18 protein-coding genes are annotated in these 20,729 nt (G+C 56.7%); 9 read left to right on the top strand and 9 right to left on the bottom strand.

From position 1 onward, the window contains the following. Positions 1 to 221: 221 nt before the first annotated feature. From potA to potD, 4 genes are read left to right on the top strand one after another with little or no spacing between them, the layout of a single operon-like run. On the top strand, positions 222 to 1,358 hold the full coding sequence (gene potA, locus KOSB73_RS13640) for a spermidine/putrescine ABC transporter ATP-binding protein PotA (protein ID WP_004138358.1): 1,137 nt from the start codon (positions 222 to 224) through the stop codon (positions 1,356 to 1,358). Continuing rightward, positions 1,342 to 2,199, top strand: a complete 858-nt coding sequence (gene potB, locus KOSB73_RS13635; protein ID WP_004131456.1) for a spermidine/putrescine ABC transporter permease PotB — start codon at positions 1,342 to 1,344, stop codon at positions 2,197 to 2,199. The genes potA and potB overlap by 17 nt, the downstream gene beginning before the upstream one ends. Further along, entirely contained in the window at positions 2,196 to 2,981 is a 786-nt protein-coding gene (potC, locus tag KOSB73_RS13630; RefSeq protein ID WP_004138360.1) for a spermidine/putrescine ABC transporter permease PotC, read from the top strand. Before potB ends, potC begins: the two co-directional genes overlap by 4 nt. Beyond that, the gene (gene potD / locus KOSB73_RS13625; RefSeq protein ID WP_024359528.1) at positions 2,978 to 4,024 is read left to right on the top strand and encodes a spermidine/putrescine ABC transporter substrate-binding protein PotD; all 1,047 of its coding nucleotides are present in this window, start codon (positions 2,978 to 2,980) and stop codon (positions 4,022 to 4,024) included. Before potC ends, potD begins: the two co-directional genes overlap by 4 nt. Before the next feature lie 346 nt (positions 4,025 to 4,370). Here potD and KOSB73_RS13620 read toward each other — a convergent pair whose 3' ends face one another. Genes KOSB73_RS13620 through lolC form a run of 6 tightly spaced genes read right to left on the bottom strand, consistent with a single transcriptional unit; the run spans position 4,371 to position 9,662 of the window. Further along, on the bottom strand, positions 4,371 to 4,676 hold the full coding sequence (locus KOSB73_RS13620; protein WP_024359529.1) for a hypothetical protein: 306 nt from the start codon (positions 4,674 to 4,676) through the stop codon (positions 4,371 to 4,373). A gap of 28 nt (positions 4,677 to 4,704) precedes the next feature. Next, the gene (gene cobB / locus KOSB73_RS13615) at positions 4,705 to 5,550 is read right to left on the bottom strand and encodes a Sir2 family NAD+-dependent deacetylase (protein ID WP_024359530.1); all 846 of its coding nucleotides are present in this window, start codon (positions 5,548 to 5,550) and stop codon (positions 4,705 to 4,707) included. A 14-nt stretch (positions 5,551 to 5,564) separates the two neighbouring features. Continuing rightward, a complete protein-coding gene (nagK, locus tag KOSB73_RS13610; protein ID WP_024359531.1) occupies positions 5,565 to 6,476 on the bottom strand; it encodes an N-acetylglucosamine kinase in 912 nt (303 codons plus the stop codon). 48 nt (positions 6,477 to 6,524) lie between these two features. Continuing rightward, positions 6,525 to 7,769, bottom strand: a complete 1,245-nt coding sequence (gene lolE, locus KOSB73_RS13605; RefSeq protein ID WP_024359532.1) for a lipoprotein-releasing ABC transporter permease subunit LolE — start codon at positions 7,767 to 7,769, stop codon at positions 6,525 to 6,527. After that, positions 7,769 to 8,470: a lipoprotein-releasing ABC transporter ATP-binding protein LolD gene (lolD, locus tag KOSB73_RS13600; protein ID WP_004138368.1), complete on the bottom strand. Its 702-nt coding sequence runs from the start codon at positions 8,468 to 8,470 to the stop codon at positions 7,769 to 7,771. The genes lolE and lolD overlap by 1 nt, the downstream gene beginning before the upstream one ends. After that, the gene (lolC, locus tag KOSB73_RS13595) at positions 8,463 to 9,662 is read right to left on the bottom strand and encodes a lipoprotein-releasing ABC transporter permease subunit LolC (RefSeq protein ID WP_004131430.1); all 1,200 of its coding nucleotides are present in this window, start codon (positions 9,660 to 9,662) and stop codon (positions 8,463 to 8,465) included. The genes lolD and lolC overlap by 8 nt, the downstream gene beginning before the upstream one ends. 305 nt (positions 9,663 to 9,967) lie before the next feature. Between lolC and mfd the strand changes: the two genes are divergently transcribed. After that, positions 9,968 to 13,414: a transcription-repair coupling factor gene (mfd, locus tag KOSB73_RS13590; RefSeq protein WP_098140586.1), complete on the top strand. Its 3,447-nt coding sequence runs from the start codon at positions 9,968 to 9,970 to the stop codon at positions 13,412 to 13,414. A 167-nt stretch (positions 13,415 to 13,581) separates the two neighbouring features. Beyond that, a complete protein-coding gene (gene ldtC, locus KOSB73_RS13585) occupies positions 13,582 to 14,541 on the top strand; it encodes a L,D-transpeptidase LdtC (RefSeq protein ID WP_004138369.1) in 960 nt (319 codons plus the stop codon). Positions 14,542 to 14,759: 218 nt separating this feature from the next. On the opposite strand, the gene bhsA is transcribed toward ldtC, so the two are convergent. Then, positions 14,760 to 15,017: a multiple stress resistance protein BhsA gene (gene bhsA / locus KOSB73_RS13580; RefSeq protein ID WP_004131427.1), complete on the bottom strand. Its 258-nt coding sequence runs from the start codon at positions 15,015 to 15,017 to the stop codon at positions 14,760 to 14,762. A 124-nt stretch (positions 15,018 to 15,141) separates the two neighbouring features. On the opposite strand from bhsA, the gene KOSB73_RS30845 reads away from it, so the two are divergent. The 3 genes from KOSB73_RS30845 to KOSB73_RS13570 all read left to right on the top strand — a co-directional run bounded on the left by KOSB73_RS30845 (position 15,142) and on the right by KOSB73_RS13570 (position 18,433). Then, positions 15,142 to 15,270, top strand: coding sequence for a hypothetical protein (locus tag KOSB73_RS30845; protein ID WP_165775007.1), 129 nt, complete (start codon positions 15,142 to 15,144; stop codon positions 15,268 to 15,270). After that, positions 15,267 to 15,902, top strand: coding sequence for a TetR/AcrR family transcriptional regulator (locus tag KOSB73_RS13575; RefSeq protein WP_024359537.1), 636 nt, complete (start codon positions 15,267 to 15,269; stop codon positions 15,900 to 15,902). The genes KOSB73_RS30845 and KOSB73_RS13575 overlap by 4 nt, the downstream gene beginning before the upstream one ends. A 353-nt stretch (positions 15,903 to 16,255) precedes the next feature. After that, the gene (locus tag KOSB73_RS13570; RefSeq protein WP_024359538.1) at positions 16,256 to 18,433 is read left to right on the top strand and encodes a TonB-dependent siderophore receptor; all 2,178 of its coding nucleotides are present in this window, start codon (positions 16,256 to 16,258) and stop codon (positions 18,431 to 18,433) included. A 56-nt stretch (positions 18,434 to 18,489) separates the two neighbouring features. Here KOSB73_RS13570 and KOSB73_RS13565 read toward each other — a convergent pair whose 3' ends face one another. Both KOSB73_RS13565 and KOSB73_RS13560 read right to left on the bottom strand, forming a co-directional pair. Further along, a complete protein-coding gene (locus KOSB73_RS13565; RefSeq protein WP_004131424.1) occupies positions 18,490 to 19,029 on the bottom strand; it encodes a glycine zipper 2TM domain-containing protein in 540 nt (179 codons plus the stop codon). A 225-nt stretch (positions 19,030 to 19,254) separates the two neighbouring features. Then, complete coding sequence (locus KOSB73_RS13560) at positions 19,255 to 20,559, bottom strand: NAD(P)/FAD-dependent oxidoreductase (protein ID WP_024359539.1); 1,305 nt, start codon at positions 20,557 to 20,559, stop codon at positions 19,255 to 19,257. Positions 20,560 to 20,729: the final 170 nt, after the last annotated feature.

Below are 20,729 nucleotides of genomic sequence, written 5' to 3'. Positions count from 1 at the left end.
AAGCCGGAAAAGACAAATATTGCGTCAGGTCATTTTTAGCCCGGCAAATGAGAATTTAATCCATTTCGCACGATAATGTTGTAAAGGTAGCTCATCATGGCGCATCAATCATTGGCGATTACAATCGTTTGCCGTAGAATGCTCGGCCTTATTATTTTATGTGTCAAACCAAAGGTGGTTAACCACAAACCCCGCATCGGTAAGCTTTCCGCTGCGCCTACATGGGACAGAGTCAAAAATTGAATACACAACCGCGTTCGCGTTCTCCGCTGGTTCAGCTGGCGGGAATTCGCAAAAGCTTTGATGGTAAAACGGTAATATCCGACCTCAATCTGACCATCAACAACGGTGAGTTTCTCACCCTGCTTGGCCCCTCCGGCTGCGGTAAAACAACCGTTCTTCGTCTTATCGCCGGCCTGGAAAGCGTCGATAGCGGCCGAATCCATCTCGAAGATCACGATATCACCCATATCCCGGCGGAAAACCGCCACGTTAACACCGTCTTTCAAAGCTATGCGCTGTTTCCGCACATGACGGTGTTTGAAAACGTCGCCTTTGGCCTGCGTATGCAGAAAACCCCGGCCGCGGAAATTACCCCCCGCGTCCACGACGCCCTGCGTATGGTGCAGCTTGACGCGTTTGCCCAGCGTAAACCGCATCAGCTCTCCGGCGGCCAGCAGCAGCGCGTCGCCATCGCCCGCGCGGTAGTCAACAAACCGCGCCTGCTGCTGCTTGATGAATCTCTCTCCGCACTTGATTATAAACTGCGCAAGCAGATGCAGAATGAGCTGAAGGCGCTTCAGCGTAAGCTCGGCATCACCTTCGTCTTCGTGACCCACGATCAGGAGGAGGCGCTGACCATGTCCGACCGCATCGTGGTCATGCGCGAGGGTAAAATTGAGCAGGACGGCACGCCGCGCGAGATCTACGAAGAGCCAAAAAACCTGTTTGTCGCCAGCTTTATCGGCGAAATCAACATCTTCGATGCCACAGTCATCGAGCGGATCGACGAGCAGCGGGTGCGCGCCAGCGTCGAAGGCCGCGAATGCAATATTTACGTCAGCTTCGCCGTTGAAAAAGGCCAGCGGCTTAACGTTCTGCTGCGTCCGGAAGATCTGCGCGTGGATGAGATCCACCACAGTAACGATGCCGATGGCTTGATAGGCTATATCCGCGAACGCAACTATAAAGGCATGACGCTGGAATCGGTGGTTGAACTGGAAAACGGCAAAATGGTCATGGTCAGCGAATTCTTTAATGAAGACGATCCTGATTTTGACCACTCTCTCGACCAGAAAATGGCCATTAACTGGGTAGAAAGCTGGGAGGTTGTGCTGGCCGATGAAGAACACAAGTAAATTCCAGAATGTGGTGATCGCCACCATCGTGGGCTGGCTTGTGCTGTTCGTCTTTTTGCCCAACCTGATGATCATCGCTACCAGCTTCCTGACCCGCGACGATACCAACTTCGTTAAGCTGGTCTTTACGCTGGATAACTACGCGCGCCTGCTCGACCCGCTCTACTACGACGTGCTGTTGCATTCGTTGAATATGGCGCTGCTGGCGACGCTGGCCTGCCTGGCGCTCGGCTACCCTTTCGCCTGGTTCCTGGCAAGGCTGCCGGAAAAGGTGCGCCCGCTGATGCTGTTTCTGCTGATCGTGCCGTTCTGGACCAACTCGCTGATTCGTATCTACGGGCTGAAGATTTTCCTCAGCACCAAGGGCTACCTCAACGAATTTTTGCTGTGGCTGGGGGTCATCGATACGCCGCTGCGCATCATGTACACCCCCTCGGCGGTCATTATCGGCCTGGTCTATATTCTGCTGCCGTTTATGGTGATGCCGCTCTACTCCAGCATCGAGAAGCTCGACCGCCCGCTGCTGGAAGCGGCGAGAGATCTTGGCGCCAGTAAGCTGCAAACCTTTATCCGCATCATCATTCCACTGACCATGCCGGGCATTATCGCCGGCTGCCTGCTGGTGATGCTTCCGGCGATGGGGCTGTTCTACGTTTCCGACCTGATGGGCGGCGCGAAGAACCTGCTGATCGGCAACGTGATAAAGAGCCAGTTCCTCAACATTCGCGACTGGCCGTTCGGCGCGGCGACCAGCATCACGCTGACGCTGGTGATGGGCCTGATGCTGCTGATTTACTGGCGCGCGGCGCGCTTACTGAATAAAAAGGTGGAGCTGGAATGATTGGTCGACTGCTGCGCGGCGGCTTTATGACCGCCATTTACGCGTATCTCTACATCCCCATTATTATTCTGATCGTGAATTCGTTTAACAGTTCGCGCTTTGGCATCAACTGGCAGGGTTTCACCACCAACTGGTATAGCCTGCTGATGAATAACGACAGCCTGCTGCAGGCGGCGCAGCACTCGCTGACCATGGCGGTGCTGTCGGCCACCTTCGCCACCCTTATCGGCTCGTTGACCGCCGTAGCGCTTTACCGCTATCGCTTTCGCGGCAAGCCATTCGTCAGCGGGATGCTGTTCGTGGTGATGATGTCGCCGGATATCGTGATGGCGATTTCGCTGCTGGTGCTGTTTATGCTGATCGGCATTCAGTTGGGATTCTGGTCGCTGCTGTTTTCGCATATCACTTTCTGCCTCCCCTTCGTGGTGGTCACGGTGTTTTCGCGCCTGAAAGGCTTCGATGTACGCATGCTGGAAGCCGCAAAAGATCTCGGCGCCAGCGAACTGACCATTCTGCGAAAAATCATTTTGCCGCTGGCGCTGCCCGCCGTGGCCGCGGGGTGGCTGCTGAGCTTTACCCTGTCGATGGATGATGTGGTGGTTTCTTCGTTCGTCACCGGGCCGGGTTATGAGATCCTGCCGCTGAAGATTTATTCGATGGTTAAAGTGGGGGTATCGCCAGAGGTTAACGCGCTGGCGACCATTCTGTTGGTTCTGTCGCTGGTGATGGTTATTGCCAGCCAGTTAATTGCACGTGATAAAACTCAGGGGACGTTAAAATGAAAAAATGGTCACGCCACCTGCTCGCTGCGGGCGCTCTGGCAGTCGGGATGAGCGCCGCGCATGCGGACGATAGCAAAACGCTCTATTTCTACAACTGGACCGAGTATGTCCCGCCGGGACTGCTGGAGCAGTTCACCAAAGAGACCGGCATCAAGGTTATCTATTCGACCTACGAATCGAATGAAACCATGTACGCCAAGCTCAAAACCTATAAAGACGGCGCCTACGACCTGGTGGTGCCGTCCACCTACTTCGTCGACAAAATGCGCAAAGAGGGCATGCTGCAGAAGATCGATAAGAGCAAGCTGAGCAACTTCGGCAACCTCGATCCTGAAATGCTCAACAAACCCTTCGACCCGAACAACGACTACTCGATTCCGTACATCTGGGGCGCGACGGCCATTGGCATCAACAGCGACGAGATCGATCCCAAAACCGTCACCAGCTGGGCGGATCTGTGGAAGCCAGAGTATAAGAGCAGCCTGCTGCTCACCGACGACGCGCGCGAAGTGTTCCAGGTAGCGCTGCGTAAGCTGGGTTACTCCGGCAATACCACCGATCCCAAAGAGATCGAGGCGGCCTATAACGAGCTGAAAAAGCTAATGCCGAACGTGGCGGCGTTCAACTCGGATAACCCGGCGAACCCGTATATGGAAGGCGAAGTAAACCTCGGCATGGTATGGAACGGCTCCGCGTGGGTCGCGCGTCAGGCCGGTACGCCGCTGGAAGTGGTGTGGCCGAAAGAAGGCGGCATCTTCTGGATGGATAGCCTGTCGATTCCGGCAAACGCCAAAAACGTCGACGGCGCGCTGAAGCTGATCAACTTCCTGCTGCGCCCGGAAATCGCCAAACAGGTAGCGGAAACCATCGGCTACCCGACGCCAAACCTGGCCGCGCGTAAGATGCTGAGCCCGGAAGTCGCCAATGATAAATCGCTCTACCCGGACGCCGCAACGATTCAGAAAGGCGAATGGCAGAACGATGTCGGCAGCGCCAGCACCCTGTATGAAGAGTATTATCAGAAACTGAAAGCGGGTCGTTAATTTCGCCATACTGCCGGGCTTCGGCCCGGCAGTATGCGCTTATCCCGGTAGGCGTTATTGGCGCACGAACAACGCACAGAAACCGGACGTACACGCAGCACGTGAGGATTGTCTCGCTACGCTCGCCCTCCGGGCCGCCCTGAAGGGCGTTCAAAGTACTTCCGTATTGTGTCAAGCACTGCCCAGGTCCAAAATGGCCAGTGAAAGAGTCCTGATGGGATAGGCTCTAAGATGTGTTACAAGGGTTAGTTATCCTGTTGTTCTGTCTTTCAATCTGTCACCAGGCTTTCGCCAGCCTGGGTGAGAGTGAATTACGGCGGCGGCTTTTTTACGACCCGCCAGAGGCCTACTCTTTGCGCTTTCCCTTACGTTTATTTGCGGCGTCGGTGACATAGTTCAGCGGCTTCCAGAGCGCTGCTATCGTAATAAGCGTACCGAACGCGGCGATATCGCCCTGTGCGCTCTGGCCGACCAACAGCAGATAGAGCAGATGAAACAAACATGAAGCGGCGGATCCGATACCGAGAAAAAAACAAATAATAAACAGGATATTTCGGCTATCGGAAAGACGGGGCAGGCAATACTGACTCCACAGCCCAATCCCAACTGCGGCAATAAAAATAATGAAAGATATCACTAACGGGCTATCCATAGCCGCTCCTGTTTTCCATTGCGATTTATCAAAGACGTGGCGTCGACCTGGCGACCTCATGCAGCAATTTTTCCACAAACCTCGGTACTTCTTCGCTTGCCAGGCCATAGTGCTTTTCAGCAAATTCGCTGCCCACCTGGCTTGGTTCGAGGTTTAGCTCAACCGTATGGGCGCCCTGCAGCCGCGCTTCGTGGACAAAGCCGGCCGCCGGATAAACGTGCCCGGAAGTGCCGATGGCGATAAAGATATCGCACTCGGCCAGCGCCAGGTAGATTTCATCCATATCCAGCGGCATCTCGCCGAACCACACCACGTGCGGGCGCAGCGGCGCGGGAAACTGGCAGCAGTGGCATTTATCCTCCGTGGTCACATCGCCGGTCCACTCCAGCACCTGCCCACTCCACGAGCAACGCACCTTCAGCAGTTCGCCGTGCATGTGTATTATCCGCCGGTTACCCGCGCGTTCGTGTAGATTATCGATATTCTGGGTCACCAGCAGGAAATGGTCGCCCAGCGCCTCTTCCAGCCGCGCCAGCGCCTGATGCGCCGCATTGGGCGCAATGTCAGGGCTTTGCAGCTGGCGGCGGCGGTCGTTGTAAAACGCCTGTACCAGCGCCGGGTCGCGGGCGAAACCTTCCGGCGTCGCCACGTCTTCCACCCGATGCTCTTCCCACAGACCATCTGCGGCGCGGAAGGTTTTAATTCCCGACTCCGCCGAAATGCCCGCGCCGGTTAGCACCACGACTCTTGGTTTTTCCATCGTTTCAGGTGTCTCCTTATCTTCGCCGAAGAAAATCCGCTGGCGCAAACGGTCTCGTAACCGGCGCTTGTTGCGGCGAAATCGGCTTAATCGGTGTAAGCGGCGCGACTGCATAGCTACCTCTGTCGTTATTGAGTCAGATGAAGGAAGGCCGCACCGCGCATACCTCCGGCATCGCCATGACGCGCGCGCTCAATACGCGGCACGCTGGCAACGGGAAGCAGATGTCGCGGCAGGCGCTGCGCCAGCCCTTCGGTTATTGCAGTAAAGTTAGACAATCCTCCGCCAAGCACCAGCAGATCGGGGTCGACAATGGTTAAAATATTGCCCAGACACACCGCCAGCAGATCGAGATAGCGCTCAACGTGCTCGCGCGCCTTCGCGTCTCCCTGTTGCCAGAGCGCGACGATCTCGGGTGAGGTTAAGGATTGTTGATAAAAGTGTTGGTATAACCAGGCGAAACCGCGCCCGGAAAGATAGTTTTCAATACAGCCCAGCTGACCGCAGCCGCAGCGGGTCAGAGGAAAATCACGCCCTACCACTTCCAGCGCATCCACCGGCAGGCGGATATGGCCGAATTCGCCGGTAATATAGCGATGCCCGGTAATCGATTTACCGTTAAGCACCAGACCGCCGCCAACCCCGGTGCCGAGGATCAGCCCCATCACCAGCGGATATTGCGTAAATTCATCGTCCCACGCTTCGGAGAGGGCAAAACAGTTGGCGTCGTTATCAAGGCGCACGTCGCGCCCCAGACGCTCGCTCAGATCGGCCCGCAGCCGTCTGCCGCTGGCGGCGGGAACGTTGGCGGCGTACAGCGTGCCGTCTTCAGTTTCCGGCATTCCCGGAATACCAATGCCCACCGAGCCCTGGCAGCCGAAGCGCTGGTCAGCTTCCTGCACCAACGCCTCTACCGCCTGCAAAAATGCTTCGTAGCTCTCTTTCGGCGTGGCGACGCGTTTTTCCCACTGCAGCCGCCGCGCTTTATCAAATATGCCCAGCGCTATCTTGCTGCCGCCAATATCAAATCCATAGTACATTTCAGCAATTCCTCTTTACTGGTCAGCAAAGCCGACCATGACGATAAATTACTGGCCACTCAGCACCCTCGCCGGGTCAATGCGGCTGGCGCGGCGGGCGGGATACCAGCTGGCCAGCAAACTCAGCAACAGTGCCGTCACCAGCACGTAAACGACGTCCAGCCAGTGCAGTTCAGACGGCAGGAAGTCAATAAAATAGATGTCGCCGGAGAGGAATTTATGCCCGATCAGGTTCTCAATACCGTTAATGATTGCGGTCAGCTTGAAGGCGCAGATAACGCCAATCGCCACCCCAATCAGGCTCCCTACCGAACCGGCAAGTAAACCATACCATACGAAAATCGCGCGGATCAGCCCGTCTTTTGCGCCAAGCGTGCGCAGCACCGCAATATCGCCGCTTTTATCCTTCACCGCCATCACCAGGGTCGAGACGATGTTAAAGCAGGCCACGCCGATCACCAGCACCATCGCGAGGTACATAATGGCGCGGATCATCTGGATGTCGCGGTACATATAGCCATAGGTGCCTATCCAACTCTTAATGTATACGTAGCTGTTGGTCACTTCGCCGGCATCGCGCACCAGGGTGTTCGCGTGGAACACATCGGTGACTTTAATGGCGATACCGGTCACGCTGCTGCCCATTTCAAGGTACTGCTGCGCATCCTGCATGGGGATCATGGCAAAACTATGATCGAGCTGGCCGCTGAGCTGCAAAATACCGGTAACGTGGAGCCTGACGCGCTTTGGCTGCAGCAGCTGGTGGTCGGCATCCGAGTTGGGGATCATGATTGACACCCAGTCGCCCTGCTTAACGTGCAGCGCATCGGCGACGCCTTTACCGAGGATCACCTGCTGCTCTCCGGCTTTAAAGCTGGCCCACGCGTTGTTCTGCACAAAGTTGGGTAGCGAACTGAGGCGGCTCTCCTGCTGCGGATCGACGCCCTTTACCTGGATAGCGCGCATGTTGCTGCCGCTCTCCACCAGCCCGGTGAAGTTAATGTAAGGCGCCGCGGCAACGATGCCTTTGACCTTTTCAACCTTCGCCAGCGCTTCGTTCCAGTTGTTCCACGGCTGATTCACCGGCTCAATTTCACCGTGCGGCACCACCGCCAGAATGCGGTTGTTGAGCTCGCGCTCGAAGCCGTTCATGGCGCTCAGGCCAACGATCAGCACCGCCACGCCTAGCGCAATGCCGATGGTCGAGATAACTGAAATCAGCGAAACCATCCCTCCGCGCCGCCGTCCGCGGCTAAAGCGCAGGGCAATCAATAATGATAACGGAGAAGCCATTACTCAGCCCCCATCAGGGAGAGTTCGGCGGTCAGGCGCCCGTCGCGCATCTCCAGCTGGCGGCTCATCCTTTTTGCCAGCTGCAGGTCGTGGGTCACCACCAGAAAGGCGGTGCGCTGCGCCACGTTCAGTTCGCCAAGCAGCTGAAAAATGCTGTCGGCGTTGCGGGCATCAAGGTTACCGGTAGGTTCATCCGCCAGCACCAGCCGCGGTTTATTGACCAGCGCGCGGGCAATCGCTACGCGCTGACGCTCGCCGCCGGAGAGCTCCGACGGGCGGTGGTCGCTGCGGTGTTCAAGCCCGACGGCGCGCAGCATCGCTTTCGCCTGACGCTCAATATCCGCCGCCTTCTGTTTACCGATTAACAGCGGCATCGCCACGTTTTCCAGCGCGGTGAAATCCGGCAGCAGGTGGTGAAACTGATAAATAAAGCCCAGCTCGCGGTTGCGCAGATCGGCGCGCGCGGCGGCTGAGAGTCGGCTCATCGACTGACCGGAAAAGATAACGTCGCCGGAGGTCGGCGTATCCAGCCCGCCAAGCAGATGCAGCAGCGTACTTTTGCCGGAACCGGAGGTGCCGACAATCGCCATCATCTCGCCCTCTTCAATGCTGAAGCTGACATCATGCAACACGTCGGTTTGCACGCTGCCTTCCTGATAGCGTTTGCACAGGTTGTCGCATTGCAGCAGGATCTTATTCATAACGTAAAGCCTCAGCGGGTTGAGTGGCGGCAGCGCGCCATGAAGGATACAACGTAGAGAGTAATGCCAGCGCCATTGCCACCAGGGCAATCACGATCACCTGTAGCGGCTCAATGGCTACCGGCAGCGCGGCGCCGTCGAGGAACGCGCCGATAATCGGCATCAAATTATTCAGCTGGCTGGCAAGCAGCGCGCCCAGTCCGGCGCCAAGCAGCGCGCCGACGATCCCGGCGCTCGCGCCCTGGACCATAAAGACCAGCATGATCTGCCGCGGCGTCAGGCCGAGAGTCTGGAGGATCGCCACCTCGCCCTGCTTTTCCATGACCATCATGCCTAGCGAGGTAATGATGTTAAAAGCGGCGACGGCGACGATCAGGCTCAACAGCAGGCCCATCATATTTTTTTCCATCCGCACGGCCTGGAACAGCTCGCCTTTACGTTCGCGCCAGTCCTGCCATTTGGTCCCTTCCGGTAGCGTCTGCTGGCTGAGGGTATCCACCTGTAAAGGCTGATTCAGCCACAGCCGCCAGCCGGTAATATTCCCCTGCGGATAGCGCATCAGGCGCGAAGCGTCGTCGATGTTGGTCAACATCTGATAGCCATCGACTTCGCTGTTGGCGGCAAAGGTGCCGATCACGTTAAACAGACGCTGGCTGGGAACCCGCCCCATCGGGGTGAACTGGCTGGCGGAGGGCACCATCACGCGGATCTGGTCGCCGCGATTGACGCCCAACTGCCCTGCCAGCTGCTCGCCCAGGATGACGTTATACTTTCCGGCCTGCAGATCGCTCTGCTTGACGTTAACCAGGTAAGGCGTCAGGGGATCTTTTTGCGCCGGGTCGATGCCGAGCATTACGCCAACCGCCACGCTGCGGGCGCTTTGCAGCACCACATCGCCGGTGGTCAGCGGCGCCACGCGGGTGACGCCCTGTAATCTGGCCGCGCTTTCCGGCAGCTGTTGCGGGTTTATGGACCCCTGCTTGGCGCTAAGGATGGCCTGCGGCATCAGCCCCAGGATGTTATTTTGCAGCTCGCGCTCAAAGCCGTTCATCACCGACAGAACGGTAACCAGCGCCATGACGCCAAGCGTAATGCCAATGGTCGAGAGCCAGGAGACGAAACGACCGAAGCGGTCGGCTGCGCGCCCACGCATATAGCGAAGGCCGATAAAGAGTGCGGCAGGTTGATACATGTCATCCATCTGATTGCTGATAGCCGATGCCCGAGTATATAAGCGATTATGAGCAGCGTAAATGACTGATACCTGTAGATTTTATTGGCAATAATAACAAAAATTCAATATAAACAACAAGATAGATGAGCAAGTCGTTATTTAACTTTACGCTTATCGGAGTTCGTTACATTTCTGGCCAAAACATGACCTTTGCGATACGGGTTGGCGAATCCGGGTCAATCGCGGATAATCTCACTATTGAATATCAGCGAGTTGCCCTCCATATCGGCAGAGCGAATACCCAAGAGATCATGATACCGTCTATGCCTGAACAATACCGATACTCTCTGCCGGTTAAAGCCGGCGATCAGCGCCAGCTTGGCGAACTTACCGGCGCGGCCTGCGCCACTCTGGTGGCGGAAATGGCCGAGCGCCACGGCGGCCCGGTGGTACTGATTGCCCCCGATATGCAAAACGCCCTGCGTCTGAACGATGAAATCAGGCAGTTTACCGATAGCATGGTGGCGGGCCTCGCGGACTGGGAAACGCTCCCCTACGATAGCTTCTCCCCGCACCAGGACATTATCTCTTCGCGTCTCGCTACCTTATACCAGCTCCCGACGATGGAACGCGGCGTATTAATCATTCCGGTCAGCACCCTGATGCAGCGCGTCTGTCCGCATAATTTCCTCCACGGCCACGCGCTGGTGATGAAAAAAGGCCAGCGGCTGTCGCGGGATGCGCTGCGCGCCCAGCTGGATAGCGCCGGCTATCGTCACGTCGACCAGGTGATGGAGCACGGCGAGTACGCCACCCGCGGCGCATTGCTTGACCTGTTCCCTATGGGCAGCGAGCAGCCCTATCGTCTCGATTTTTTTGATGATGAGATAGATAGCCTGCGTCTGTTCGACGTCGACAGCCAGCGTACGCTGGAGGAAGTCGCCAGCATCAACCTGCTTCCGGCGCACGAATTCCCGACGGATCAGGCCGCCATCGAGCTGTTCCGCAGCCAGTGGCGCGACCGCTTTGAGGTCAAACGCGACGCCGAGCATATTTATCAGCAGGTCAGTAAAGGCACGCTGCCTGCGGGGATCGAATACTGGCAGCCGCTGTTCTTTAACGAGCCGCTGCCGCCGCTGTTCAGCTATTTCCCGGCGAAAACGCTGATCGTTAACACCGGCGATCTGGAAGCCAGCGCCGAACGTTTCCAGAACGAAACGCGCGCCCGCTTTGAAAACCGCGGCGTCGATCCGATGCGCCCGCTTTTGCCGCCGGAGCAGCTGTGGCTACGCAGTGATGAACTGTTTAGCGAGCTGAAAAAATGGCCGCGCGTGCAGCTCAAAACCGAGCGTCTGGCGGAAAAAGCCGCCAATACCAACCTCGGCTACCAGAAACTACCCGAGCTGGCGATCCAGGCGCAGAACAAAGCGCCGCTGGATAATCTGCGTCGCTTCCTCGAGTCCTTCAGCGGGCCGGTGATTTTCTCGGTCGAGAGCGAGGGGCGTCGCGAGGCGCTCGGCGAAATGCTGGCGCGCATTAAAATCGCGCCAAAGCATATCCTGCGTCTTGAAGAGGCGACGGCTAACGGCCGCTATCTGATGATTGGCGCGGCAGAGCATGGCTTTATCGATAGCCAGCGGAATCTGGCGCTGATTTGCGAAAGCGATCTGCTGGGGGAGCGCGTCGCCCGCCGTCGTCAGGATTCACGCCGCACCATCAATCCGGACACCTTAATCCGTAACCTGGCGGAGCTGCATATCGGCCAACCGGTGGTGCATCTTGAGCATGGGGTTGGGCGCTACGCCGGCATGACCACGCTTGAGGCGGGCGGGATTAACGGCGAATACCTGATGCTGACCTACGCGAACGACGCCAAACTGTACGTGCCGGTATCGTCGCTGCATCTGATTAGCCGCTACGCCGGCGGCGCGGAAGAGAATGCGCCGCTGCACAAGCTGGGCGGCGATGCGTGGGCGCGAGCGCGGCAAAAAGCCGCCGAAAAGGTGCGCGACGTGGCCGCCGAGCTGCTGGATATCTACGCCCAGCGCGCGGCGAAAGCGGGCTACGCATTTAAACATGATAAAGAGCAGTATCAGCTGTTCTGCGACGGCTTCCCGTTCGAAACCACGCCCGATCAGGCGCAGGCCATCAACGCCGTACTGAGCGATATGTGCCAGCCGCTGGCGATGGACCGCCTGGTGTGCGGCGACGTTGGCTTCGGCAAGACGGAAGTGGCGATGCGCGCCGCGTTTCTGGCGGTGGAAAACCATAAGCAGGTGGCGGTGCTGGTGCCTACCACCCTCCTCGCCCAGCAGCACTTCGATAACTTCCGCGATCGCTTCGCCAACTGGCCGGTGCGCATTGAGATGCTCTCGCGCTTTCGGAGCGCTAAAGAGCAGGCGCAGATCCTTGAGCAGGTCGCGGAGGGGAAAATCGATATTCTTATCGGCACCCATAAGCTGCTGCAGCCGGACGTTAAGCTGCGCGATCTCGGCCTGCTGATTGTCGATGAAGAGCACCGCTTTGGCGTACGCCACAAAGAGCGCATTAAGGCAATGCGCGCCGACGTCGATATCCTGACCCTGACCGCGACGCCGATTCCGCGAACGCTGAATATGGCAATGAGCGGTATGCGCGACCTCTCGATCATCGCCACGCCCCCCGCACGGCGTCTGGCGGTCAAAACCTTCGTTCGCGAATATGACGCGCTGGTGGTACGCGAGGCGATCCTGCGTGAGGTGCTGCGCGGCGGCCAGGTCTACTATCTCTATAATGACGTCGAGAATATTCAAAAAGCGGCGGAAAGACTCGCGGAGCTGGTGCCGGAAGCGCGTATCGCCATTGGCCACGGGCAGATGCGCGAACGCGAACTCGAACGGGTGATGAACGATTTCCACCACCAGCGTTTTAACGTGCTGGTATGTACCACCATTATCGAGACCGGGATCGACATTCCGACGGCGAACACCATTATTATCGAGCGCGCCGATCACTTCGGGCTGGCTCAGCTGCACCAGCTGCGCGGCCGCGTCGGGCGTTCGCATCATCAGGCCTACGCATGGCTGTTGACGCCGCATCCAAAAGCGATGACCACCGATGCGCAAAAACGCCTTGAGGCTATCGCGTCGCTGGAAGATCTCGGCGCCGGATTCGCGCTGGCCACCCACGACCTCGAAATTCGCGGCGCGGGTGAACTGCTGGGCGAAGATCAGAGCGGCTCCATGGAAACCATCGGCTTCTCTCTCTACATGGAGCTGCTGGAAAATGCCGTTGACGCGCTAAAAGCCGGACGCGAGCCCTCGCTGGAGGCTCTCACCAGCCAGCAGACCGAAGTTGAGCTACGGATGCCGTCGCTGCTGCCGGACGACTTCATCCCCGACGTCAATACGCGCCTGTCGTTCTACAAACGCGTTGCCAGCGCGAAGAACGAGAATGAGCTGGAGGAGATCAAAGTCGAGCTTATCGATCGCTTTGGCCTGCTGCCGGATCCGGCAAGAAACCTGCTCGACATCGCCCGACTGCGCCAGCAGGCGCAGAAGCTGGGGATCCGTAAGCTGGAGAGCAACGAAAAAGGCGGCACCATTGAGTTTAACGAGAAGAATAACGTTAACCCGGTGTGGCTGATTAGTCTGTTGCAGAAGCAGCCCCAGCACTATCGCCTGGACGGCCCGACGCGTCTGAAGTTTATGCAGGATCTCGCCGAGCGTAAAACGCGGATGGAGTGGGTGCGCCAGTTTATGCGCCAGCTGGAAGAGAACGCTACCGCCTGATAGCATTCGGGATACGGTCCGCGCGCCGTATCCCGCCCCTCCCCGCCTGTGCGGCAAAATTTACAAACATTTTGCAATCCCTCTGAACTTCCAGACACTCGTTTCACCATAATCTCAGGGACTTTTCGTATAAAAATAACCACTTACTTATTATGGAAATTAGAGTGATGAAAAGCTTTTCGCGAATTTCTCTCTGGCTGGGGATGATAGCTATCGCCACCGCGCTGGCGCTGCCCGCTCGCGCCAATACCTGGCCCCTGCCGCCGCCAGGCAGCCGTCTGGTCGGGCAAAACCAGTTCCACGTGGTCGAGAATAACGGCGGCTCGCTCGAAGCGATCGCTAAAAAGTATAACGTCGGTTTTCTGGCCCTGCTCCAGGCGAACCCCGGCGTGGACCCTTATGTTCCGCGAGCCGGTAGCGTGCTGACGATTCCCCTGCAAACTCTGCTGCCTGACGCGCCGCGAGAAGGGTTAGTCCTTAACCTCGCCGAACTTCGCCTCTATTACTATCCGCCAGGAAGAAGTGAAGTGACCGTGTATCCTATCGGCATCGGTCAGCTCGGCGGTGATACCATCACGCCGACAATGGTCACCACCGTCTCCGACAAACGCGCCAACCCGACCTGGACGCCAACGGCCAATATTCGCGCCCGCTATAAAGCCATGGGCATCGATCTGCCCGCCGTGATGCCCGCCGGCCCGGATAACCCGATGGGGCACCACGCCATTCGCCTGGCGGCGTACGGCGGCGTGTACCTGCTGCACGGTACTAATGCCGATTTCGGCATCGGCATGCGCGTCAGCTCCGGCTGTATTCGCCTGCGCGATGACGACATCAAAGCGTTGTACAACGAAATAACCCCGGGAACGAAGGTGACGATTATCAATACGCCAATCAAGGTTTCCGTTGAGCCGAACGGCGCCCGCCTGGTGGAGGTGCATCAGCCGCTGTCGAAGCATATCGATGACGATCCGCAGACGCTACCGATCGTCCTCAATGACATCATGCAAGCGTTCAAACAGGCGCAGCTGACCGATACCGAGGTAATGGAACGCGCAATGACGCTGCGTTCGGGTATGCCAATTGATGTCACCCGCCACCATCGCGTCACGGAGCAGTCGCTATAGTTTCCTGAATCGTTGACGAAAAAAAACCGCCTACAGTTCACTGGGGCGGTTTTTTTATGGCAATAATCAAACAGGGTACTGCTTTTTTGCGGGTTGCGGCGCCAGATAAGGGGTGGGCGCCGCTTCGCGTCAGAGACAACGCTTTCTTACTTCACGCGGACTGCTGAAGGGGGTCAGATCCGCGCGTGGTCAGTGGCATAACAGGAGTAGCGTGACAATTATTTGTAAATAACCGCAGTCCCGTGAAGGGTGTTAGGACCTGTGACTGACGTAATACGGTAAGAGGTTGCGCCCATCTCTTCCGCCTTTTGCGCCAGCTGATCTTCCAGCGAACCGAGGTTGGTCCCGGCTGAGGCGGAAACGGTACCGATTTTATGCTGACCCGCCGGCGTTGACTGGACTTCGACAGCGGCAAAGCTGGCGAATGAGAGTGAGCTAAGAACCGCGGCGATGGCAAGCGTTTTAACGTTTTTCATGATTGTTATACCTGTGCAGATGAATGTTATTGTAGGGGCGAACGCATTTAATTAACGATCGATAGGGAAATGATAGTGTGATCCACATCACACGTCAACCGATTTTTATAACGACCGTTTAACTATTTATAAACAGCATAAAATTCATATATATATGAATTATTTATTTTTAGACCGACATCGCTGGCAGCACGTAAGGTTTATTTTTATAATGGCCTTTCAACAAACCAACATAGGTACAGCGGCACCATGACAACTGACGTTCAAAGTTGCACGAAAAAAAGCCGTGGCCGACCTAAAGTGTTCGACAGGGAAGCGGCGCTGGATAAGGCCATGACACTCTTCTGGCAGCACGGCTATGAAGCCACCTCACTCGCCGATTTAGTGGAAGCGACGGGCGCCAAAGCGCCTACGCTCTACGCGGAATTTGTGAATAAAGAGGGGTTGTTTCGCGCGGTGCTGGATCGCTATATCTCCCGCTTTGCCGCCAAACACGAAGCGCTGCTTTTTGACGAGGAAAAAAGCGTCGATCGGGCGTTACGCGATTATTTCACCGCCGTCGCGACCTGCTTCACCAGTAAAGAGACGCCGGCAGGCTGTTTTATGATCAATACCTCCGCGGCGCTGGCGGCGGCGTCAACCGACATCGCCAATACCGTTAAGTCGCGGCACGCGATGCAGGAACAGACCCTTACGCAGTTTCTGCAGCAGCGTCAGCTGCGCGGCGAACTCCCGGCAGAGGGCGATGTGCGTCAGTTGGCCCAGTTCCTTAACTGCATATTACAAGGCATGTCGATCGGCGCGCGCGAAGGCGCCGATTTCACTAAAATCATGCAAATCGCCGAGACCACGCTGCGCCTGTGGCCCCAGGTTCTTCAGCGCTAAGGCCTCGCTCACCGGTGGACTCCCACCGGTTCCCTCCCCCTTAATCCCTACATAACGTCATGTTTTCAGTGATTTATTTTGTGCATTTCACGAGAATGATATTGATAACAATAATCAATACGGGCAAAATTCAGCTTTAAACATTTCTGTTTATTTCACCGTGTAACAACCGGTACGCCCGTATCGGAAAACTAAAACAACGATATCGTAAGCCCTTAATAATTCGAGTTGCAGGACAAGGCACGTGTGCCTTGAACTGCGCTAGCGCTGGCCCCGTAGGGGCGAGGCCGCGGGCCGAGTAACGCGCCTGCGACTTGAAGAATGACGGGTATAAACTCATAAAAGGAATGAGCATGAACAAGCGTCTCTGGGTACTAAACCCACTGCTGCTGGCAACCGCCCTGCCCGCCTGGGCGGCTGATGACAACATGATCGTCAGCGCTAACCGAACGCACCGTACCGTCGCAGAAATGGCCCAGACCACCTGGGTTATTGAAGGCCAGGAAATTGAACAGCAGGTTCAGGGCGGTAAAGAATTCAAAGACGTGCTGGCGCAGCTGATCCCCGGCATCGACGTCAGCAGCCAGGGACGCACCAACTACGGCATGAATATGCGCGGCCGCGCGATCGTCGTCCTGATCGACGGCGTTCGCCTTAACTCCTCCCGTACCGACAGCCGCCAGTTAGACTCTATCGATCCGTTTAACATTGAACACATCGAGGTGATCTCCGGCGCAACATCCCTGTACGGCGGCGGCAGTACCGGCGGCCTGATTAATATCGTCACCAAAAAGGGCCAACAGGAGCGCCAGGTCGATCTGGAGCTGGGGGGTAAATCCGGTTTTGCCAACAGCAACGACCATGATGAACGCGTGGCGGCCGCGGTAAGCGGCGGCACAGACCACGCATCCGGTCGTTTATCGGTCGCTTATCAGCGTTTTGGCGGCTGGTATGACGGTAACCACGATGCGCTGCTCCTGGATAATACCCAAACCGGGCTTCAGCATTCCGATCGTCTGGATGTGATGGGAACGGGAACCATTGAGATTGACGAGAACCGCCAGCTGCAGCTGGTGACGCAGTACTATAAAAGCCAGGGCGACGATTACGGCCTGTACCTGGGGAAAAATATGTCGGCGGTGACCGGCGACGGCAAAGCTTTTACCACCGACGGTCTGAACTCCGACCGCGTCCCCGGCACCGAACGCCACCTGATTAGCCTGCAGTACTCCGATGCCGATTTCCTCGGGCAGAACCTGGTCAGTCAGGTCTATTATCGCGATGAATCCCTGACCTTTTATCCTTTCCCGACGCTCAGCAAAGGCCAGGTCAGCAGCTTCTCGTCTTCAAAGCAGGATACCGATCAGTACGGCGCGAAAATCACCCTGAATAGCCAGCCGCTGGACGGCTGGGACCTGACCTGGGGAATCGACGCCGACCATGAAACCTTCAACGCCAATCAGATGTTCTTCGATTTGGGCCAGTCGATGTCTTCCGGCGGCCTGAACAATCAGGCCATCTTCACCACCGGCCGTTACCCGGGCTACAGCATCACCAACCTGGCGCCGTTCCTGCAGTCCAGCTATGACCTGAACGATATCTTCACTATCAGCGGCGGCGTGCGTTATCAGTGGACGGAAAACCGGGTCGATGATTTTGTCGGCTATGCCCAGCAGCAGGATGTCGCCAGCGGCAAGGTTAGCTCGGCGGATGCCATTCCGGGCGGAAAAACCGATTACGATAACTTCCTGTTTAATGCCGGGATTGTGGCGCATCTCACCGACCGTCAGCAGACCTGGTTTAACTTCTCCCAGGGCGTTGAGCTGCCGGATCCGGGCAAATACTACGGCATCGGTAAATACGGCGCGGCGGTCAACGGCCATCTTCCGCTTCTCTCAAGCGTCAACGTTGGCGATTCGCCGCTGCAGGGGATTAAAGTTAACTCCTACGAACTGGGCTGGCGCTACACCGGCGATAATTTGCGTACCCAGCTGGCGGCTTACTACTCGACCTCCGATAAAACCATCGTCGTTAACCGTACCGATATGACCATCGATGTGCAGTCCGATAAGCGCCGTATTTATGGCGTAGAGGGCGCGGTGGATTACTACTTCCCGAACAGCGACTGGAGCGCCGGGGCTAACTTTAACGTTTTGAAATCACAGGTGAAGAGCGATGGCAGCTGGCAGAAGTGGGACGTCACTCTCGCCTCGCCGTCAAAGGCCACCGCCTGGGTTGGCTGGGCGCCGGAACCGTGGTCGCTGCGGGTGCAGAGCCAGCAGGTGTTTGATATAAGCGATGCCAGCGGCAATAAGCTCGATGGCTACAATACCGTCGACTTTATCGGCAGCTACGCGCTCCCTGTCGGCAAGCTGACCTTCAGCATCGAGAACCTGCTCAATGAAGATTACGTCACCGTATGGGGCCAGCGCGCGCCGCTGCTTTACAGCCCGACCTACGGCAGCAGTTCTCTATACGAGTACAAAGGTCGCGGCCGTACCTTCGGCCTGAACTACGCTCTGAGCTTCTGATAAAAAAAGCCCCTCGGCCAGAGAGCCTGAGGGGCTAATAAAGATAAACATCTTTTTTAGGCTTTGTTAGTCAGAATCAGCTGGCCATTGCTGTCCAGCGGGATTTGCGTACCGGGGTCGCGATCCATACGGATTTTGCCCTGCTGATCGCCGATTTTGTAAGTGACGTCATAGCCGAGCATTTTCTCTGATTTGTCGTACACCGTTTTACAGCGCTGCTGCGTCGTGGTGTAGGTATCCCCTTCCTGCATAGAGCCCTGAATCTGGTTACCGGCATAGCCGCCGCCCAGCGCGCCCACGACGGTGGCAACGTCGCGGCCGCGTCCGCCGCCGAACTGATGACCAATAACCCCACCGGCCACCGCGCCTAAGACGGAACCGGCGATGCGGTTTTCATCCTGCACCGGTCGACGATGGGTTACGGTGACGTTACGACACTCCTGACGCGGGGTTTTGACGCTCTCTTTTATCGGCGTACTGGACACTACCTGGGCATACTGCGGGCCGCGGTCTAACACGTTAAGACCGGCAACGGCTGCGACGCCCAGCGCGGCAGCCACGCCAATTCCTATACCCGCCAACATTGATTTATTCACGGGACTTCCTCCTTCGTTGCTATTGCCTGTAATTTTGCAACCCAGCCATCAGGCTTGCAAATAAGAAAGCGGATGAAAAGTGCGTGAACGTACGGCAAATCAATGGGATTCGGAGGAATCTGAGAGGGTTTTCCGGGAAGGGCAGGAGGATATTCTGTCAATTGTTCTCATCATTCGACAGGAAAACGGGCGGTCAAAACCTTCTGGCTTTACCGCCCATAGACATTAATGCAGCTTCAGGCGCGGACGAATAATGCGGTTGATACGTCCAACCAGCATCATCAGGCCGGTTTTAAAGTAACCGTGCAGCGCAATCTGGTGCATGCGATACAGAGAGATATAGACGAAACGCGCAATACGCCCTTCGATCATCATTGAACCGCGCATCAGGTTGCCCATCAGGCTGCCAACGGTGGAATAGTTAGAGAGCGACACCAGCGAGCCGTGATCTTTATAGGTATAAGCTTTCAGCGGTTTACCTTTCATCTGCGCCACAATATTGTACAGAGCGCAGGTCGCCATCTGGTGCGCGGCCTGAGCGCGCGGCGGGACAAAACCGCCTTCCGGGCGGGCGCAGGACGCGCAGTCGCCGATAGCGTAGATATCCGCGTCGCGAGTCGTTTGCAGGGTCGGCTCAACCACCAGCTGGTTGATACGGTTGGTTTCCAGACCGCCAATCTCTTTCATAAAGTCCGGCGCTTTAATCCCCGCCGCCCAGACCATCAGGTCAGCGTGGATAAATTCGCCTTCTTTCGTATGCAGGCCGTTAGCATCGGCGCTGGTGACCATGGTTTTGGTCAGTACGCGAACGCCAAGCTTGGTCAGCTCGCTGTGCGCGGCGCCGGAAATGCGCGGCGGCAGCGCGGGCAGAATGCGCTCACCGGCTTCAACCAACGTGACGTTCAGGGCTTCATTGGTCAGCCCTTTATAGCCGTAGCTGTGCAGCTGCTTCACCGCGTTATGCAGTTCGGCCGACAGCTCGACACCGGTCGCGCCACCGCCAACGATAGCGATATTCACCTTGCCGTTCGCCCCGAGATTCGCCGAATACTTGAGGAACAGGTCCAGCATTTCCTGGTGGAAACGACGCGCCTGATGCGGATTGTCGAGGAAAATGCAGTTCTCTTTCACGCCTGGCGTGTTGAAGTCGTTCGAGGTACTTCCCAGCGCCATCACCAGCGTGTCGTAAGGCAGCTTACGCTCGGGCACCAGCAGCTCGCCCTTCTCGTTATGCAGCTCGGCAAGGGTGATCGTTTTGGTTTCGCGGTTAATATCCACCACCGACCCCAGCTGGAACTGGAAGTCGTGGTTACGGGCGTGAGCAAGGTAGCTCAGCGCGTCTACACCTTCATCAAGTGAACCGGTCGCCACTTCATGCAGCAGCGGTTTCCACAGGTGGCTGTGGTTACGATCGACCAGCGTAATTTTGGCCTTTTTATTACGGCCCAGCTTTTTCCCCAACTGGGTAGCCAGCTCCAGCCCACCGGCACCACCACCCACAATCACTATTTTTTTCAATGGTGTAGTCACGCGACCCCCTAAAATTATTAACCAATTGTTAATTAAAAGTTATACATATAACCTTTAATTAACAACAGGTTACGGCAGTGAAACCATTCAGCGGGATCGAGAATAACATGAACGGTGCATTGGTCATACCAAAATTGATATGCATCAAGTTTTACTGCATATTTTTTGAG

Source organism: Klebsiella grimontii, assembly GCF_900200035.1.
Taxonomy (GTDB): Bacteria; Pseudomonadota; Gammaproteobacteria; order Enterobacterales; family Enterobacteriaceae; genus Klebsiella; species Klebsiella grimontii.
The sequence above is the reverse complement of the archived record's forward strand: the minus strand, read 5'-3'. Positions and strand labels throughout refer to the sequence as shown.

What these genes read in the sequence shown, in the direction of transcription:
- bhsA (WP_004131427.1), bottom strand. Translation starts at nt 15,017, where the DNA reads ATGAAAAACGTTAAAACGCTTGCCATCGCCGCGGTTCTTAGCTCACTC.
- potC (WP_004138360.1), top strand. Translation starts at nt 2,196, where the DNA reads ATGATTGGTCGACTGCTGCGCGGCGGCTTTATGACCGCCATTTACGCG.
- KOSB73_RS13620 (WP_024359529.1), bottom strand. Translation starts at nt 4,676, where the DNA reads ATGGATAGCCCGTTAGTGATATCTTTCATTATTTTTATTGCCGCAGTT.
- nagK (WP_024359531.1), bottom strand. Translation starts at nt 6,476, where the DNA reads ATGTACTATGGATTTGATATTGGCGGCAGCAAGATAGCGCTGGGCATA.
- lolE (WP_024359532.1), bottom strand. Translation starts at nt 7,769, where the DNA reads ATGGCTTCTCCGTTATCATTATTGATTGCCCTGCGCTTTAGCCGCGGA.
- lolC (WP_004131430.1), bottom strand. Translation starts at nt 9,662, where the DNA reads ATGTATCAACCTGCCGCACTCTTTATCGGCCTTCGCTATATGCGTGGG.
- KOSB73_RS13575 (WP_024359537.1), top strand. Translation starts at nt 15,267, where the DNA reads ATGACAACTGACGTTCAAAGTTGCACGAAAAAAAGCCGTGGCCGACCT.
- mfd (WP_098140586.1), top strand. Translation starts at nt 9,968, where the DNA reads ATGCCTGAACAATACCGATACTCTCTGCCGGTTAAAGCCGGCGATCAG.
- potA (WP_004138358.1), top strand. Translation starts at nt 222, where the DNA reads ATGGGACAGAGTCAAAAATTGAATACACAACCGCGTTCGCGTTCTCCG.
- lolD (WP_004138368.1), bottom strand. Translation starts at nt 8,470, where the DNA reads ATGAATAAGATCCTGCTGCAATGCGACAACCTGTGCAAACGCTATCAG.
- potB (WP_004131456.1), top strand. Translation starts at nt 1,342, where the DNA reads ATGAAGAACACAAGTAAATTCCAGAATGTGGTGATCGCCACCATCGTG.
- KOSB73_RS13570 (WP_024359538.1), top strand. Translation starts at nt 16,256, where the DNA reads ATGAACAAGCGTCTCTGGGTACTAAACCCACTGCTGCTGGCAACCGCC.
- potD (WP_024359528.1), top strand. Translation starts at nt 2,978, where the DNA reads ATGAAAAAATGGTCACGCCACCTGCTCGCTGCGGGCGCTCTGGCAGTC.
- ldtC (WP_004138369.1), top strand. Translation starts at nt 13,582, where the DNA reads ATGAAAAGCTTTTCGCGAATTTCTCTCTGGCTGGGGATGATAGCTATC.
- cobB (WP_024359530.1), bottom strand. Translation starts at nt 5,550, where the DNA reads ATGCAGTCGCGCCGCTTACACCGATTAAGCCGATTTCGCCGCAACAAG.